Annotated in this window: 18 protein-coding genes; 10 read left to right on the forward strand and 8 right to left on the reverse strand. The window is 71.3% G+C overall.

From position 1 onward, the window contains the following. Positions 1-15: 15 nt before the first annotated feature. Genes AB0D85_RS10440 through AB0D85_RS10450 form a run of 3 tightly spaced genes read right to left on the reverse strand, consistent with a single transcriptional unit; the run spans position 16 to position 1,726 of the window. A complete protein-coding gene (locus AB0D85_RS10440) occupies positions 16-450 on the reverse strand; it encodes a Rieske (2Fe-2S) protein (protein ID WP_362316717.1) in 435 nt (144 codons plus the stop codon). Further along, a complete protein-coding gene (locus tag AB0D85_RS10445) occupies positions 447-1,031 on the reverse strand; it encodes a DUF6529 family protein (RefSeq protein ID WP_362316720.1) in 585 nt (194 codons plus the stop codon). Before AB0D85_RS10445 ends, AB0D85_RS10440 begins: the two co-directional genes overlap by 4 nt. A 29-nt stretch (positions 1,032-1,060) precedes the next feature. Further along, positions 1,061-1,726, reverse strand: coding sequence for a hypothetical protein (locus AB0D85_RS10450; RefSeq protein ID WP_362316723.1), 666 nt, complete (start codon positions 1,724-1,726; stop codon positions 1,061-1,063). A gap of 126 nt (positions 1,727-1,852) precedes the next feature. On the opposite strand from AB0D85_RS10450, the gene AB0D85_RS10455 reads away from it, so the two are divergent. From AB0D85_RS10455 to der, 6 genes are all read left to right on the forward strand, one after another. After that, positions 1,853-2,260: a YidB family protein gene (locus AB0D85_RS10455; RefSeq protein WP_362316726.1), complete on the forward strand. Its 408-nt coding sequence runs from the start codon at positions 1,853-1,855 to the stop codon at positions 2,258-2,260. A 97-nt stretch (positions 2,261-2,357) separates the two neighbouring features. Continuing rightward, a complete protein-coding gene (gene aroH / locus AB0D85_RS10460; protein WP_362316729.1) occupies positions 2,358-2,720 on the forward strand; it encodes a chorismate mutase in 363 nt (120 codons plus the stop codon). After that, on the forward strand, positions 2,717-3,802 hold the full coding sequence (locus tag AB0D85_RS10465) for a prephenate dehydrogenase (RefSeq protein ID WP_362316732.1): 1,086 nt from the start codon (positions 2,717-2,719) through the stop codon (positions 3,800-3,802). Before aroH ends, AB0D85_RS10465 begins: the two co-directional genes overlap by 4 nt. Positions 3,803-3,898: 96 nt before the next feature. Then, complete coding sequence (gene cmk, locus AB0D85_RS10470) at positions 3,899-4,585, forward strand: (d)CMP kinase (protein WP_362316734.1); 687 nt, start codon at positions 3,899-3,901, stop codon at positions 4,583-4,585. A 53-nt stretch (positions 4,586-4,638) separates the two neighbouring features. Next, the gene (locus AB0D85_RS10475; protein WP_362317971.1) at positions 4,639-5,226 is read left to right on the forward strand and encodes a lysophospholipid acyltransferase family protein; all 588 of its coding nucleotides are present in this window, start codon (positions 4,639-4,641) and stop codon (positions 5,224-5,226) included. A gap of 76 nt (positions 5,227-5,302) precedes the next feature. After that, on the forward strand, positions 5,303-6,787 hold the full coding sequence (der, locus tag AB0D85_RS10480; protein ID WP_362316737.1) for a ribosome biogenesis GTPase Der: 1,485 nt from the start codon (positions 5,303-5,305) through the stop codon (positions 6,785-6,787). Between the two features lie 53 nt (positions 6,788-6,840). On the opposite strand, the gene AB0D85_RS10485 is transcribed toward der, so the two are convergent. Continuing rightward, positions 6,841-7,245: a hypothetical protein gene (locus tag AB0D85_RS10485; protein WP_362316739.1), complete on the reverse strand. Its 405-nt coding sequence runs from the start codon at positions 7,243-7,245 to the stop codon at positions 6,841-6,843. A gap of 64 nt (positions 7,246-7,309) precedes the next feature. Continuing rightward, entirely contained in the window at positions 7,310-8,092 is a 783-nt protein-coding gene (locus tag AB0D85_RS10490) for a hypothetical protein (RefSeq protein WP_362316742.1), read from the reverse strand. Between the two features lie 542 nt (positions 8,093-8,634). Between AB0D85_RS10490 and AB0D85_RS10495 the strand changes: the two genes are divergently transcribed. Further along, positions 8,635-9,312 (forward strand): transglycosylase family protein, encoded by a 678-nt coding sequence (locus AB0D85_RS10495; protein WP_362316745.1) that lies wholly within the window; start codon positions 8,635-8,637, stop codon positions 9,310-9,312. 416 nt (positions 9,313-9,728) lie between these two features. After that, positions 9,729-9,944, forward strand: a complete 216-nt coding sequence (locus AB0D85_RS10500; RefSeq protein WP_362316748.1) for an I78 family peptidase inhibitor — start codon at positions 9,729-9,731, stop codon at positions 9,942-9,944. A gap of 116 nt (positions 9,945-10,060) precedes the next feature. On the opposite strand, the gene AB0D85_RS10505 is transcribed toward AB0D85_RS10500, so the two are convergent. Together AB0D85_RS10505 and AB0D85_RS10510 are read right to left on the reverse strand one after the other, a co-directional pair. Next, positions 10,061-11,083: a phosphatase PAP2 family protein gene (locus tag AB0D85_RS10505; protein ID WP_362316751.1), complete on the reverse strand. Its 1,023-nt coding sequence runs from the start codon at positions 11,081-11,083 to the stop codon at positions 10,061-10,063. A gap of 238 nt (positions 11,084-11,321) precedes the next feature. Beyond that, positions 11,322-12,572 (reverse strand): mannosyltransferase family protein, encoded by a 1,251-nt coding sequence (locus tag AB0D85_RS10510; protein WP_362316754.1) that lies wholly within the window; start codon positions 12,570-12,572, stop codon positions 11,322-11,324. A 260-nt stretch (positions 12,573-12,832) separates the two neighbouring features. Between AB0D85_RS10510 and AB0D85_RS10515 the strand changes: the two genes are divergently transcribed. Both AB0D85_RS10515 and AB0D85_RS10520 read left to right on the forward strand, forming a co-directional pair. Continuing rightward, positions 12,833-14,440 carry an MFS transporter gene (locus AB0D85_RS10515; RefSeq protein WP_362316757.1) on the forward strand — a complete coding sequence of 536 codons (1,608 nt, stop codon included), beginning with the start codon at positions 12,833-12,835 and terminating at the stop codon, positions 14,438-14,440. A gap of 86 nt (positions 14,441-14,526) precedes the next feature. Further along, entirely contained in the window at positions 14,527-15,720 is a 1,194-nt protein-coding gene (locus AB0D85_RS10520) for an acyl-CoA dehydrogenase family protein (protein ID WP_362316760.1), read from the forward strand. A gap of 36 nt (positions 15,721-15,756) precedes the next feature. Here the strand turns inward: AB0D85_RS10520 and AB0D85_RS10525 are convergent, their stop codons facing one another. After that, entirely contained in the window at positions 15,757-16,197 is a 441-nt protein-coding gene (locus AB0D85_RS10525; protein WP_362316763.1) for a cell division protein SepF, read from the reverse strand. Positions 16,198-16,737: the final 540 nt, after the last annotated feature.

A 16,737-nucleotide genomic window follows, 5' to 3' on the forward strand; every position in this document is an offset into this window, starting at 1 on the left:
AGCGTACGCGGCGGCTCACGTCAGGGTGATCGAATTTCCGCTCACGCTGATGGACTTGGGCGGCAGCGGCTTCGTCGCCGGGCCGTGCGCCACCGAGCCGTCGGCGATGTGGTACTTGCTGCCGTGGCAGGGGCAGTCGATGGTGCCGTCCGCCACCTGGTTCACCGTGCAGCCCATGTGGGTGCAGATCGCCGAGAAAGCCTTGAACTCGCCGGACTTCGGCTGCGTCACCACGACCTTCTGCTCCTTGAAGATCGTGCCGCCGCCCTCGGGAATCTCGCTCGTCTTCGCCAGCGCCTGTCCGCCGGCGGCGGTCGGCGACTCGGACGTCGGCCCGGTCGTCGACCCCGAGCTGCTGTTGCTGGAGTAGTTGCTGCATCCCGCGCAGCCCACGGCGAGCGCCGCCGCGCCCGTCGCGAGAACCGTGCGCCGAGTGGAGCCGTCGGTCATGTCGTCACTCCGAACGTGCGGAAGAACCAGAAGGCGGACGTCAGCCAGATGAGCGTGAGCACGGCGAACACCAGTCCACCGATGAACGGCAGCAACCAGCCTGGGAGTCGCTCCGAGCGGAGCAGAAGCATCTTGGCACTGAAAACACCGAAGAAGAAGCAACCCAGGACGGAATGCCACAAAACGCGTGTCTCGTACGTCTGAAAGCCAAACGCATACAAGCAGTGCACCGCAACCGGAACGGCGACGAGGAAGGCGATCCGCCCCGACCAGCGGTGCAGCGCCGACGCCCAGCGCGGCCCGGGCAGCCTGCCGTACATCATCAGAGCGGAGAGCAGCTGGACGAGCGCGAAGAAGAACGCCGTCGAGGCGAGCCAGGACTTCACCGCGCCCGTGCTGCTGAAACCGGCCAGGTCGAAGGCGGTCCCGGTCGGATGGTGGACCCTGCCGTACACGCCGAGGGCGACCGCCACGGCGGCCGCCACCAGGGCGGGGACCAGATAGCGGGCGGGGTGCGGACGGTTTCGGTCCGGCTCGGGCGACGGCCAGCTCTGGGTGGCGGCGTTCGGGTCGACGGGCATGGTCGGCTCCCTCGGGTCACGGCCGGGTGTCAGGGGACGACTGGGTTCGCCGTCAGGTGCTCTCCGTCGACCGTCACGGCGCCGGTCGCCGGGTCGATGCGGGGTGCGGCCGAGGGACTGCCGTCGCGGTCGACGACGCCGACCTGGCTGCCGTCGGCCAGCACGATCCAGCCGCCGTCGATCCTCGCGCCGCGCACGGTCGCCGTGGCCCGGTACAGGGCCGTCCCCGTGACGGCCTTCCGGGCGGTGAAGGCGTAGTGGCCGCCGTCCAGGTCGACGGTGCCGCGGATCCGCTCGGCGTCCTCCAACGTGCCGTTCAGCACGGCACCGTGGCCGCCGGTCAGCTTCATGCCGCCGTCGGCCTTCACATCGCCCTTCAGCCAGGACTCCTTGCTGTGCCCGTCGCAGAAGTACGCGATCGCCCTGCCGTCACGGACCGAGACGGCGACGGCGGAGGAGCCGTCGTCGGTCCGGCCGGAGTAGGAGGCGTCGGGGATCCGCGACGAGGTCGGGGACGCCGTGGTCCCCGTCGCGGTGGGGGCCGGGGACGCCGTGGCCCCCGTCGGCGTCGGGCTCGGTGACTTCCGGTACGTGGACGAGCCCGTCTTCGTGCCCGTCGTCATGTTGAGCGTCAGCATGAACAGGCCGAGCAGCAGACCCGCGAGCAGGGTCAGCAAGGGACCGGGACGTTTCATGGTGGGGCCTCCCCCGAGGCGGGTCTGCCTGTCATCAGAGCGGACCGGCGGGTCCGGCGTAAAGAGGCGCACCGGGGTGTTCCGCTCCAAGTAGCGGAATGGGGTCATACGCATGACATTGGGGCCATGGCAGGCAACGATCTCGAAAGCATGCTCGGCAGCCTCCTCGGCGACGAGGGCAAGGACGAGGGCAAGGGGGCCGGACTCCTCACCGCGCTGATCGGCGCGATGAGCCACGGCCAGGGCGGCGGCTCGCTCGGCGGGCTCCTGGAGACCCTCGCGAGGTCCGGCCTGACCGCGCAGCAGGACTCCTGGGTCGGCACCGGTGCCAACCAGCCCGTCACCGGCGACCAGCTCCGGCAGGCCCTGCCCGACGACGCCCTCCAGCAGGTCGCCGAGGAGACCGGGACGACCCCGCAGAAGGCCGCGGACCAGCTCGCCCGGGTGCTGCCCGACGCCGTCGACAGGCTCACCCCCCAGGGGCAGGTGCCGCAGGCCCCGATCGAGGACCTGGTCCGGCGGCAGACCCCGTGACGCGCCGTCTCAGCGGGCGGGCGCCGCGCACGGGGCGAGGTCCGGTCTGACTAGGCTGGACGGAGCAAGAGACCGACATCAGAACAGGAGCAGCGCCGTGGCGGTACGAGCGGTCCGGGGAGCCGTCCAACTGGAACGGGACGATGCCGGTCACATGGACGAGCAGGTCGGAGCGCTGCTCACCGCCGTCCTGGAGCGGAACGACCTGACCGCCGACGACCTGATCAGCATCTGGTTCACGGCCACGCCCGACCTGCACAGCGACTTCCCGGCGGCCGCCGCGCGCAAGCTCGGCATCGTCGACGTACCGCTGATCTGCGCCCAGGAGCTGGACATCGCGGGCGCCATGCCCCGGGTCGTGCGGATCCTCGCGCACATCGAGTCGGACCGCCCCCGCGCCGAGATCACCCATGTCTACCTCGGCGCCGCGGCCGCCCTGCGCAAGGACATCGCCCAGTGAGAACCGCGCTCGTCATCGGTACCGGTCTCATCGGCACGTCCGCCGCGCTCGCCCTCTCCCAGCGGGGCGTCGTCGTCCACCTCGCCGACCACGACCCGGAGCAGGCCCGCACCGCGGCCGCGCTCGGCGCCGGCACCGACCAGGCCCCCGAGGGCCCGGTCGACCTGGCGCTCGTCGCCGCCCCGCCCGCCCATGTGGCGTCCGTGCTCGCGGACGCGATGAACAGGCGCCTGGCGCGTGGCTACGCCGACGTGGCCAGCGTCAAGGGCGGCCCGCGCCGCGAGCTGGAGGCGCGCGGCCTGGACCTGTCCTCGTACATCGGCACGCATCCCATGTCCGGCCGGGAGAAGTCCGGGCCGCTGGCGGCCACCGCCGACCTCTTCGAGGGCCGCCCCTGGGTGCTCACCCCGACCCGGGACACCGACACCGAGGTGCTGAACCTCGCCCTGGAGCTGGTCTCGCACTGCCGGGCCGTCCCGGTGGTCATGGACGCCGACGCCCACGACCGCGCGGTCGCCTTGGTCTCCCACATGCCCCACCTGGTCTCCAGCATGGTCGCCGCCCGCCTGGAGCACGCCGAGGAGGCCGCCGTACGACTGTGCGGGCAGGGCATCCGGGACGTCACCCGGATCGCCGCCTCCGACCCCGGGATGTGGATCGACATCCTCTCCGCCAACCCCGGCCCGGTCGCCGACCTGCTCGCGGACGTCTCCGCCGACCTCGACGAGACGGTCAGCGCGCTGCGCGCCCTGCAGTCCTCCGACGAGGACAAGCGCCGCGAGGGCGGGGCAGGCATCGAGGACGTGCTGCGGCGCGGCAACGCCGGTCAGGTCCGGGTACCCGGCAAGCACGGGTCGGCGCCCCGGGTGTACGAGGTCGTGGCGGTGCTCATCGACGACCAGCCCGGCCAGCTGGCCCGGATCTTCGCGGACGCCGGCGCGGCCGGGGTCAACATCGAGGACGTGCGCATCGAGCACGCGACCGGGCAGCAGGCCGGTCTCGTCCAGCTGTGGGTGGAGCCGAAGGCGGTGCCGGTCCTGACGTCGGCGCTGCGGGACCGGGGCTGGGCGCTGCGGCAATAGCGCTGAATCCGGCGGTCCCGGGGGCCGGTAACCTTGTGCGGGGCGCGTCGGCGTCCCGCACACCACTCCCACCCTGCACCCGGAAGGTGTCCCCCCGTGGAAAACGGCGCCGCAAAGCCCGTGATTGTCGCCATCGACGGCCCCTCGGGCACCGGCAAGTCGAGCACCTCCAAGGCCGTGGCCGGCCAGCTCGGCCTCAGCTACCTGGACACCGGTGCCCAGTACCGGGCGATCACCTGGTGGATGGTGAACAACGGCATCGACCTCACCGACCCGACCGCGATCGCGGCGGTCGCCGGCAAGCCGGAGATCGTCTCCGGGACCGACCCGGTCAACCCGACGATCACGGTCGACGGGGTCGACGTGGCCGGCCCGATCCGCACCCAGGACGTCACCTCCAAGGTCAGCGCCGTGAGCGCGGTCCCCGAGGTCCGGGAGCGGATCACCGAGCTGCAGCGGTCGCTGGCCTCCGCCACCGAGGTCGGGATCGTCGTGGAGGGCCGGGACATCGGTACCACCGTGCTGCCCGACGCCGACCTCAAGATCTTCCTCACCGCCTCGCCGGAGGCCCGCGCGGCCCGGCGCAGCGGTGAGCTCAAGGGCGTCGACGTCAACGCCACCCGCGAGGCCCTGATCAAGCGGGACGCGGCCGACTCCTCCCGCAAGACCTCGCCGCTCGCCAAGGCGGACGACGCGGTCGAGGTGGACACCACCGAGCTGACCCTCGCGCAGGTCATCGAGTGCGTCGTCACCCTCGTCGAGGAGAAGCGGGCCGGGAAGTGAGCCTTCCGTCGCAGCGGGGCGCCGAGACCGGACGGCGTATCGGGGTCGGCCTGATGTACGGGCTGTGGAAGCCGCGCGTGCTCGGTTCCTGGAAGGTGCCCGCGCACGGCCCGGCGATCCTCGCCGTGAACCACTCCCACAACATCGACGGCCCGATGGTCATGGGCGTGTCGCCCCGGCCGACGCACTTCCTCATCAAGAAGGAGGCGTTCGTCGGGCCCCTCGACCCGTTCCTGACCCGGATCGGCCAGCTGAAGGTGGACCGCCAGTCCGCCGACCGCACGGCGATCACCCGGGCGCTCGGCGTCCTGGAGGCCGGGGGAGTGCTCGGCATCTTCCCGGAGGGCAGCCGGGGCGACGGCGACTTCGCCGCGCTGCGCGCCGGGCTCGCCTACTTCGCGGTGCGCTCCGGGGCGCCGATCGTCCCGGTGGCCGTACTGGGAAGCTCCGAGCGGCAGGGACGGTTGATAAAGGGGCTGCCTCCGCTGCGCTCCCGCGTCGACGTCGTCTTCGGCGACCCCTTCGAGGCGGGCGACGGCAGCGGCCGGCGCACCCGCAGGGCCCTGGACGAGGCCACCGAACGCATCCAGAAGCAGCTCAGCGGCCACCTGGAAAACGCCAGGCGTCTGACCGGACGCTAGGCGACACTAAGTAGTGGATCGGCCCAAATGCGGCTGATCCACCGATCACCACGATGAACGACGAGGTACGGACTTCATGAACGACCACAGCCAGCCCGGCGACTCGGCTGAGCACGAGTACGACCACGGGGCGCTCGGTGACACCGAGTACGCGGAGTTCATGGAGCTCGCCGCCGAAGAGGGCTTCGACATCGAGGACGTCGAGGGCGCCATCGAGGCGGCGGGCCACGGCCCGCTGCCCGTCCTCGCCGTCGTCGGCCGCCCGAACGTCGGCAAGTCGACTCTCGTGAACCGCATCATCGGCCGGCGCGAGGCCGTCGTCGAGGACAAGCCCGGCGTCACCCGCGACCGCGTGACCTACGAGGCCGAGTGGGCGGGCCGCCGCTTCAAGGTCGTCGACACCGGTGGCTGGGAGCAGGACGTCCTCGGCATCGACGCCTCCGTGGCCGCCCAGGCCGAGTACGCGATCGAGGCCGCCGACGCGGTCGTCTTCGTCGTCGACGCCAAGGTCGGCGCCACCGACACCGACGAGGCGGTCGTACGCCTGCTGCGCAAGGCCGGCAAGCCGGTCGTGCTGGCCGCCAACAAGGTCGACGGCCCCAGCGGCGAGGCCGACGCCTCCTACCTCTGGTCCCTCGGCCTCGGCGAGCCGCACCCGGTCTCCGCCCTGCACGGCCGCGGCACCGGCGACATGCTCGACGCCGTCCTGGAGGCCCTCCCCGAGGCCCCCGAGCAGACCTTCGGCGGCCCCGGCGTCGGCGGCCCCCGCCGGATCGCCCTCATCGGCCGCCCGAACGTCGGCAAGTCCTCCCTCCTCAACAAGGTGGCGAACGAGGAGCGGGTCGTCGTCAACGAGCTCGCCGGCACCACCCGCGACCCGGTCGACGAGCTCATCGAGCTCGGCGGTGTCACCTGGAAGTTCGTCGACACGGCCGGTATCCGCAAGCGCGTCCACCTCCAGCAGGGCGCCGACTACTACGCCTCGCTGCGCACCGCGGCCGCCGTCGAGAAGGCCGAGGTGGCGGTCATCCTGATCGACGCCTCCGAGTCCATCTCGGTCCAGGACCAGCGGATCGTCACCATGGCCGTCGAGGCGGGCCGCGCGGTCGTCATGGCCTTCAACAAGTGGGACACCCTCGACGAGGAGCGCCGCTACTACCTGGAGCGCGAGATCGAGACCGAGCTCGGCCAGGTCGCCTGGGCGCCCCGGGTCAACGTCTCCGCGCGCACCGGCCGCCACATGGAGAAGCTGGTCCCCGCCATCGAGACCGCCCTCGCCGGCTGGGAGACCCGCGTCCCCACGGGTCGCCTCAACGCCTTCCTCGGCGAGCTGGTCTCGGCCCACCCGCACCCGGTCCGGGGCGGCAAGCAGCCGCGCATCCTGTTCGGCACCCAGGCCGGCACCAAGCCGCCGCGGTTCGTCCTCTTCGCCTCCGGCTTCATCGAGGCCGGCTACCGCCGCTTCATCGAGCGCCGGCTGCGTGAGGAGTTCGGCTTCGAGGGCACCCCGATCCATATCTCCGTGCGGGTCCGCGAGAAGCGCGGCGCGAAGAAGAAGTAGGCGCACGCCCGAGGGGCGGCCACCGTCCGCGGTGGCCGCCCCTCGGGCGTGTGTCACATACCCCGCCGCGGGCCCGGCGGAAGCGCCGCCGGGACGGGGGCCATCCCGGCGTCCTGGGACCGCCCGAGCGTCCCGATCCGCTGCCACTGCGGCGGTTGCGGCTGCTCGCCGCCGTTCCGGGCGCTGTAGGCGCCCGCGCTGTACGCGCTGTACGAACTCCCCCCGTACGCCCCCAGACCGTAGGTACCGGTACTGAACGGGGTGTTCCCGAAGGCGACGAACCCCAGCTCCTCCTCACCGGCGCGGTCACCCGGCAGCGTACGGAAGGTCTTGACCCACTCCGCGTAGAGCGAGTCGTAGATCGGCGTGGCCGAGTGCCCACCGGGGCCCTCCTGAGCCACCCGAGCGGATGGAACGGAGAAGGACGGCCGGCGAGGAGGAAGGTCGTATGCGTGCACGTATGTCCAAACGACCGGATTCGTGAAGAGATGCGGTCGTTATGCGCCCCTTTGGGGGCGCCTCTCAAACCCCCGCAAGAGGCAACGCCGCCGCCACCAGCTTCCCGTTCGCCGCGGCCTTGTCGATCGCGTCCCGCAGCAGATCCTCCCGGGGCTGCCGCCCGATGGACCCCACCGGCGCCGCGAACATGAGCACCTGCTGGTGCTTGTTCGCCGCCGCCCGCCACCCGTCGGTCACCTGCAACGGCTGATGCGCCTGCCACCAGGCGACCGGCTGCCCGCCGTTCGGCCCCGGCTGCAGCACCGCGTGCAGCTGACCCACCGCCAGCAGCACCGACCACCCGTGCAGCACCGGCGGCACCGCGGCCAGCTGTGTCATCGGCATGAAACCCTGTTCGATGAGGAGCGGCAGGAAGTCGTCGCCGACCCCGTCCGTGCCCGGCCGCGCGATCGGCGAGGTCGGCTCGACCACGAGCGCGGGGTGCAACTCCCCGGCGATCAGGACGAGTCCGCTGGTCACCCCGAGCACCGCCTGCTCGGGGACGGACTTCCGCGGCCCGCCGGGCGCGCTGTCGCCGCTGATGGAGCGGACCGCGCCCTGCAGCTGCTCCTCGGTGACCTGGACGACCTGCGAGGGCAGGCAGCTGGCGTGGGCGAAGGCGAGGACGGCGGTCTCGTCCCCGATGAACAGGACGGTGCTGGTGCGCTCCTGTTCGGAGTCGCCCGGGGTGCGGCACGACGTGCAGTCGTAACTGCCGGGGGCGTTGTCTCCGGCGAGCAGCCGGTCGGCTTCTTCGTCGCCGATCTCGGCGCGTACCTCGTCGCTGACGTCGAGCATGCGCGGCACGGTGGCTCCCTCGGGATGCGGTGCGGGTAGGCCCGGGTGGCTCCCGGTCCGTGAGCCCCAGGGGGTTGCGGGCTCATGAAGAAGACAACGGGTGATCTGTGGTGGGGGTCACGCACCGAGGGGGTCGGGATCGAACCATCCGCTGCGCAGGGTCACGTTCGGTGCGGAATTCGGCACTCATCGTCAACTCTTTGCAAGCCAAAGGGATTTGACGCGGTGAAGTGAATCACAGATCCATCGAACCCATGGTCGACAAATCATGAAATCAGGGAATGAAGTGGGTGGCCGAAAAACGATGCTACCGCTGGTAACGCGGAACTGGCCTGGCCTGACGGGCAGTTGGTTGATTTCGGGCGTTCCCGATCTCTAGATTCCTCCGCCGTGTGCAACGAGCACCGCTCGGGTACGTCCGCCGGCCGACACCAGGCAGAGCACCACCGCAGGCATCGGCCGCGGCGGACGGGGCGAGCGCGACCGACCGCGTCCATGCGCGGGGGCCGCGGCTCGCCCGGGGGAGCCCGGGTACGTGGAGAGGGAAATACATGTCCGAGTGTGCCGATACCACCCGTGAGACCGCCGCGAAGAACGGCTCCCGCAAGGGCCGTACGACGGCCGCCCTGGCCGGAGCGGCGCTGCTCGCCCCGCTGGGCCTGCTGGCCGCGACCGGCAGCGCCGCGGCGGCGGACAACGGAGTGTGGGACCGCATCGCCCAGTGCGAGAGCGGCGGCAACTGGCATATCAACACCGGCAACGGCTACTACGGCGGACTCCAGTTCTCCGCCTCCACCTGGCGCGCGTACGGCGGCACCGCCTACGCGGCGACGGCCGACCAGGCCTCCAGGGAAGCGCAGATAGCCGTCGCCACCAAGGTCCAGCACGCCCAGGGCTGGGGCGCGTGGCCGGTCTGCTCGGGGCGGGCCGGAGCGACCGGCTCGGCGCCCGAGAGCGCGTCGGTGACCACGAAGAGCAGCACGGAGTCGGCGACGAGGTCGACGACGACCACCAGGAAGTCGACCCCCGCGGCGAAGGCGCCGCAGCGCTCGACGACCCCCACCGGCCGCGCCTCCGCCAAGGGCGACTACACCGTCCGCGAGGGCGACACCCTCAGCGAGATCGCCGAGCGGCACGGCACCACCTGGCAGCGCCTCTACGCCGCCAACAAGGCCGTCATCGGCGACGACCCGAACCTCATCGTGCCCGGGCAGCGCCTCGCGCTCTGACGCGCGCCCCTGCCCGGCGTCACGACGCACCACCACGCCCCGCCCGGTCCGACCGGGCGGGGCGCGGTGCGTTTCGGGGCATGTGCATGCCCGCATCGGAGGGCCGGCGTCGAGATGTGATGCCGATTCACGGGGGGTTCTGTGGCGAAGCGGTGAACTCTTATGCGGTGTCAGGTTCCGTGGAAGCCTGCGGATTCGGAAAGGAATGGGGGGTTCCCGCGGGGGCCCTTGAAGCCTGCTTCAGGTGCTTTCCGGCGGGCTTTTCCGAAGACCCTGCCGCAGTGGGGAATTGCGTTCGAATGCGCCAGGAAGGCGTACGGAACCGCTCGTACGTGTGACTCGGTTCGGCACAAACGCGTGTCGTGATTCTGTGACAGAAGTGTGACCGAGGCCGGAACTCGGGATAGCGTGGCCGCATGGCACCGAATCCCACTCCGCCGGCGGAGCCCCAGGACAGCCCGCAAGGGTACGTAGGCCTCGACGCGGGCGATGCGGAACGGCTCGCCCGGGCGCGGGGGTGGACGACGGTGCGCTCACTGCCGCCGGGCGCGATCATCACCATGGAGTACCGGGCGGGGCGGCTCAACTTCGAGGTGCGGGACGGCGTCGTGGCGCGCGCCTGGAAGGGCTGACCGCACCGCGGACTTCGTCCCGTACGACGGCGAAGGCCCCGGTTCCCGCAGAGGGGAACCGGGGCCTTTCGCTGTGCGGGGGTCGGCTGTGCGTACCGGACCCCGCCGTGGTGCCGTCAGCCGCCCGTCAGCGGGCGGGCCGCCGGGGTGGCGGTGCCGCGCGGCAGGCGGTCGGAGTGCGGCGGGCGACGGCTGCCCACCGGGGTCACCGGGGTGCGCTCCGAGCGGGCCGTGTGCGGGCCGGGCGCGAGATGGATCGGGGCCCGGGGCTGGCGGCCCGAGGCGACCGGCTCGCGCTCCGGAGCCGGTGTGTCCCCGGCGGGCGCCGTACGCGGCTTGAGCGGCACCGGTACCGGGACCGGCGCGGGCAGCGGGCGGCCACGGCGGTCGCGCAGCCGGTCGCGCAGGTCGAAGAGCCAGGTCTCGGCGCGGGCGATGAACGGCTCGCACCACGGCAGCGCCAGCAGGATCAGCAGCCCCGCGGCCCAGCCCAGCAACACGTCGCTCAGCCAGTGCGTACCGAGGTAGACGGTGGACATGCCGACGCCGAGGGAGGTGACCGCCGATGCGGCGGAGAGCCAGCGGCGGGCTCTCGGGGTGGAGGCCAGATACGCCAGAATTCCCCAGGTCACGACCGCGTTGGCGGTGTGGCCGCTGGGGAATATATCGCCGCCAAGGCCCATCTCGTTCGAGCCGATCACGGTCGCGTAGTGCGGTCCGAGGCGCCCCATGCCGAGCTTGGCGGCGCCGACCGTGATGTTGAGCAGCAGCAGGGAGGCGCCGAGCGTGAGCAACGGGCGCAGGGTGTGCTGCCGCCACGAACGCCAGCCCAGCCAGGCCGCGACCATCACGGCGGTCGGGCCGCGCTGGCCGAGGACCACGTAGTAGTCGACGAACCAGTGGATTCCCGCCCACTGCTGGTACGGCCGGAAGAACATGACCTGCCAGTCGAGCCGGACCAGCCACGACGTGATCACGACGGCCCACACGATCGCCAGGTAGAAGGCGAGGGTCGCGGTGAACAACACGACCCGGTGCCGGCTCATCTTCGGCACATCAATGTGGGCCGGCCGTTCCGGCTCACGGTCCAGCCTGGCGAACACCCGGTCCAGACGGGTGAGGTTTCGTTCGGTACGCACCCAATCGACGTTACAGCGAGTGAGCTCTGTTCCCGGTCGAAACAGCGGCTTTGTGATGACGATGTGATGTGGGAAACCTCTCAGGAGGTCCCAGAATTCTAAGGATTCCGTAATCCGCGGTGTGTCTGCCCTTCAATTCCTTTGATCATGCTAGGCGGCTGTTTTATGCCGCTTATGAATTCGTTAACCAAAGCATGGGGTGGAATTCTCCGGCCGCTCACCGTCCCGACTGAGATGATCATGGTGGCCCGGAACCGTTCAGCCAGAACGCGCCATACACGGCCGACGTCACCGCGACACCGGCTGTGACCAGCAACGATCTTCCGGTGCGGGTCCGCGCGAGGGCCCGGGCGAGCGGCAGCAGCACCGGGAAGGCCGGCAGCAGCAGCCGCGGCTTGGATCCGAAGTAGCTCGACGCGCACAGCGCGAGCGCGACGACGACACCCGTGTAGACCAGCAGCGGAAGCGGCTGCCGCTGCCGGACGCCGATCACGTAGAGCCACAGCAGCAGGCCGACGCCCACGACCAAACCCGCTCCGGCCAGAGCGGACGGAAATGACGTGAACTTGTCGGCGACGAAGCGCGCGAACGCATAGCCGCCGTCGAACCCGTTGCGCCAGCCCGCCTGGACGTCCAGATAACCGAGCGGACCCCTGCCGGTGTGGCGGCCGACCCACAGCACATAGGCGGCGGCGCCGAGGGGGGCGAGGAGCATGCCGAGGGCGCGCCGCCAGGGCGGTGCGCCGGGAGTGGCGATCCGAGGGGCGTGGGTCGCGTGGTGCGCGCCGCACGCATCATCCGCACCCGGGTCTCGCGCGCCCCCGCTCCGGTCTCGCGCGCCCCTGCTCCGGTCTCGCACGAACGAGACCGCTCCCGCCGTCCACACCGCCACCACCACGGCGAGCCCCACCGGCCGGGTCAGCCCCGCCAGTGCGGCCAGCGCGCCCGCGGTCACCCAGCGGCCGGTCAGCACGGCGTACAGCGACCACGCGGCCAGCGCCGTGAACAGCGACTCGCTGTACGCCATCGACTGGACGATCCCGACGGGCAGGACGGCCCACAGCAGCACCGCGCACACGCCCACCCGACGGCCGTACACGAGGTCCCCGACCGCGAAGATCCCCCAGGCCGCGGCGAGGGAGGCGAGCAGGCTGACGACGAACCCAGCGCCGGCGTACGACAGGGGCGTGAGCGCGTGCAGCAGGCGCTCCAGCCAGGGCAGCAGCGGGAAGAAGGCCAGGTCGGAGTGGATGTCGCCGTTCGGCAGCCGCACCTGGTAGCCGTATCCGAGCTCGGCGACCCGCACGTACCACAGCGAGTCCCAGCGCGCCGTCAGCAAGGTGTAGGCGCTCTTGCCGCGCGCCGCGCTCCACACGGCCAGCACGACCAGGCCCAGGGCGCGCACGGCCGCGTATCCGAGCAGGGCGGGCGCCGCCCGGCGCAGGACCGGGGCGCACGGTCCCGCCACAGGCGTTTCAAGATCGGTCACGGGCTCGATTATCGACGGGACGCGGAACCGGAGGCCTCCCCGGGACGTGGTGCACAGCGGGACCAGTGGCGTACGCCACATGAGTTCTGTGGAGAGTGTGAGAGGTCCGCCACGTGCCCCGTGAACGAACTCGCGTACGCTGACATGTCACTCGCGTTCGTATGCGCGGGCCGGAGACCCCGCTCCTCTCCGGCCGTACGACGGGGAGTCCCCACCCCGTCCGTCCGCCGCACGCGAGGGACCATCTGGGAGGTACGTACATGTCCGGGACGACCACGGCTGCCGTAGGGCCGCACCGTCGGGCGTCCGGTACCGGTGCCGGTGCCAACCGCTGGGTCGTCCTCGTCGTCCTCTGCGTCAGCCTGCTGCTGGTCGCCCTCGACGCGACCGTGCTGCATGTCGCGGTGCCCGCCGTCACCGAGGACCTCAAGCCCGGTGCCGTGGAGCTGCTCTGGATCGTCGACGTCTACCCGCTGGTCTGCGCCTCGCTGCTGATCCTCTTCGGCACGCTCGGCGACCGCGTGGGCCGGCGGCGCGTCCTGCTCCTCGGATACGCCCTGTTCGGCGTCGCCTCCGCGGCGGCCGCGGTCGCGCCGAGCGCCGCCGCGCTGATCCTGGCGCGGGCGCTGCTCGGCGTCGGCGGTGCGATGATCATGCCCGCGACGCTGTCGATCCTCCGGCAGGTCTTCCCCGGCCGGCGTGAGCGGGCCCTGGCCATCGGCATCTGGAGCGCGGTGGCGGCGGTCGGCGCGGCCGTCGGCCCCCTCCTCGGCGGTTTCCTCCTCGAACACTTCTGGTGGGGCTCCGTCTTCCTGGTCAACATCCCGCTGATGCTGATCAGCCTCCCGGTGGGCCGCCTGCTCCTCCCCGAGTCCCGCGGCGACCGCGACGGGCCCTGGGACGTGGTCGGCGCGCTGATGGCGGCGGCCGGTCTGTTCGGCGTGGTCTTCGCGGTGAAGCGGCTGGGCGGCGGCGAGCCGGCCGGCAGTGCGCTGACGGTGGTGCCGCTGCTGCTGGGCGCGCTGCTCCTGATCCTCTTCGTACGACGGCAACGGCGTCGTGCGTTCCCGCTGGTGGACCTGAAGATGTTCGCGCGGCCGGCGTTCAGTACGGCGGTGGGCTGCATCGTGCTGGCGATGCTCGCGCTGGTGGGGCTCGAGCTGATCGCCGCGCAGTATCTGCAACTGGTGCTGGGCCTGTCCCCGCTGCAGACGGGCCTGCGACTGCTGCCGCTGACGCTGGCCGCGATGGCGGCGGGGCTGGCCGGGGCGCGGATGCTGCGGCGCTTCGGGCCGCGCCGCATGGTGTGCTTCGGGTTCTGCCTCACCGCGGCGGCGGTGCTGACACTGACGGCGATGGGCGGCGCGGACAACGCGCCGCTCCTGCTGATCGGCTTCCTGCTGCTCGGCTTCGGCCTGGAGACCACGCTCTTCGGGGCGTACGAGTCGATGCTGAGCGAGGCGCCGGCGGCGCAGGCCGGCGGGGCGGCGGCGATCGGCGAGACGTCGTACCAGCTGGGGGCGGGGATCGGGATCGCGCTCCTCGGCAGTGTGATGAACGCGGCGTACGCGCCGGGGCTGGCCGGGGTGCCGGGCGTACCCGAGTCGGCGTCGGCCGCGGCGGGGCACTCGCTGGGCGAGGCCTACCAGGTGGCCGGCCGGCTGGGCGGAGCCGCGGGCTCGGCGCTGCGCCGGGCGGCGCGGGATTCCTTCGTGCACGGTCTGCATGTGACGTTGCTGGTGAGCGCGGGTCTGCTGCTCCTGGGGGCGGTGATGGCACTGCGGCTGCCGCGGGCCATGCAGTGCGAGGAGGCACCGGTGGAGGTCCCCGCACCCCGGGAACCCCAGCGGTCCCGCGTCTCGGCCTGACGCGACACCCCGGGGCGTGGGTGGGAGAACGGGGAGACTGCGCGTAGCCTGTTCTAACTAGCGGTGCTAGTTTTGGGAGGGTTCTCATGTCCGCGTCCGTGAAGTTGCCTCCGTTCGATCCCGGGGACCCCCTCGGCATCGACGATCTCCTGGAGCCGGAGGATCTCGCCGTACGGGACACCGTGCGGCGCTGGGCGGCGGATCGTGTGCTGCCGTACGTCGCCGAGTGGTACGAGAGCGGGGAGCTGCCCGGCATCAGGGAGCTCGCCAAGGAGCTCGGGTCGATCGGGGCCCTCGGGATGTCGCTCGACGGGTACGGCTGCGCCGGCGCGTCCGCCGTGCAGTACGGGCTCGCCTGTCTGGAGCTGGAGGCCGCCGACTCGGGCATCCGGTCGCTCGTCTCCGTACAGGGGTCGCTCGCCATGTACGCCATCCACCGGTTCGGGAGCGAGGCGCAGAAGCAGCGGTGGCTGCCGGGGATGGCCGCGGGTGACGTCATCGGCTGCTTCGGGCTCACCGAACCCGACCACGGTTCCGACCCGGCCGCCATGCGGACGTACGCCAAGCGCGACGCCGGCGGCGACTGGGTGCTCAGCGGGCGGAAGATGTGGATCACCAACGGGTCGGTGGCGGGCGTCGCCGTCGTGTGGGCGCAGACCGACAACGGGATCCGGGGATTCGTCGTACCCACCGACACGCCCGGGTTCTCGGCGCCCGAGATCAAGCACAAGTGGTCGCTGCGGGCGAGTGTGACGAGCGAACTGGTGCTCGACGACGTGCGGTTGCCCGCCGATGCCGTACTGCCGGAGGTCACCGGGCTCAAGGGGCCGCTCAGCTGCCTGTCGCACGCCCGGTACGGGATCGTGTGGGGTGCCATGGGCGCCGCGCGCAGCTGCTTCGACGCCGCCGTCGACTACGCGAAGTCGCGGGAGCAGTTCGGTCGGCCCATCGGCGGCTTCCAGCTCACCCAGGCCAAACTCGCCGACATGGCGGTCGAACTGCACAAGGGGATCCTGCTCGCCCATCACCTGGGGCGGCGGATGGATGCCGGCCGCCTGCGTCCCGAGCAGGTCAGCTTCGGCAAGCTCAACAACGTACGGGAGGCGATCGAGATCTGCCGTACGGCGCGGACGATCCTCGGGGCGAACGGAATCTCGCTGGAGTACCCCGTGATGCGGCACGCGACGAACCTCGAGTCGGTGCTCACCTACGAGGGCACCGTCGAGATGCACCAGCTCGTGCTGGGCAAGGCGCTCACCGGACTCGACGCCTTCCGGTGAACCCTGCGCGGGGCAGGGCCGGTGAGCGGCCCTGCCTCAGCTCTGGTTGAAGAACCCGTCCTCCCGGCGCGAGGCCGGCTCACCGCTGATGATCTCCGTGTTGGCGGGCGTCAGCAGGAAGACCCTGGTGGCGACCCGCTCGATGGTGCCGCGCAGGCCGAAGGTCAGCCCGGCCGCGAAGTCGACGACACGCTTGGCGTCGCCCGGCTCCATGGCCGTGAGGTTCACGATGACCGGCACGCCCTCGCGGAACAGCTCGCCGATCGCACGGGCGTCCCGGAAGCTGGCCGGGGTGACCGTGCCGATCCGGCGGCCCTTCTCCTCGGCGGTGTCCGAGGCCACCTTGACCCGAGGGTCGGTGACCCAGGCATCCCCGGGCTGCTCGGTCCCTTCGGAGTAGTCGTCGTCGTAGTAGCGCTCGTCATCGTTGTCGTCGACGAGGCCAAGCCAGGCACTCGCCTTGCGTACCGATCCCATGGACGCCTCCTCTCACAGCGGTCTTTCATGCTTCCGCATCCCTATGGTCGTCCATGATGCGGATGGCGCGCCAAGTGGATAGACGCCGCGCGGGGGGTTTGTGACGGTACTGGTGCAGAGCGAATACGTCGAGAGCCCAGGTGTGCCAAGGGCCGTAGCTCACACGTCTGCTGACTGGGAGTGAAATATGATTGTTCCGGGCGTATGGGTGACGAACCGTACGTCCGGGTGAACGGATCGGGGGGAATCCGAGTCCGTCCGGGGCGGCCGGACCGTGTGGTCATCGGCTCGGCGAGGGGGTCAGGGACCAGTGGCCGGCGTACCCGTGCGGGCTGTGTCCCGCATCGCGCGGCGACCACGGACAGTGGGCACGGCTCGTCACCGGCCACGACAGGCCGCCGACCTCCGTTTTGACGGAGACTCAGGCACCACGGCCGGGGGCGTCAACCCGCGGACGCCCCGGTCACCGTATACGGGGAGGGCGGGCGCGACGGTTCACCTCGGGATTCTCCGGGATCCTGTTTCCGGGACGTAAAACAA

It is taken from the genome of Streptomyces sp. NPDC048277, from assembly GCF_040652235.1.
Classification (GTDB): Bacteria; Actinomycetota; Actinomycetes; order Streptomycetales; family Streptomycetaceae; genus Streptomyces.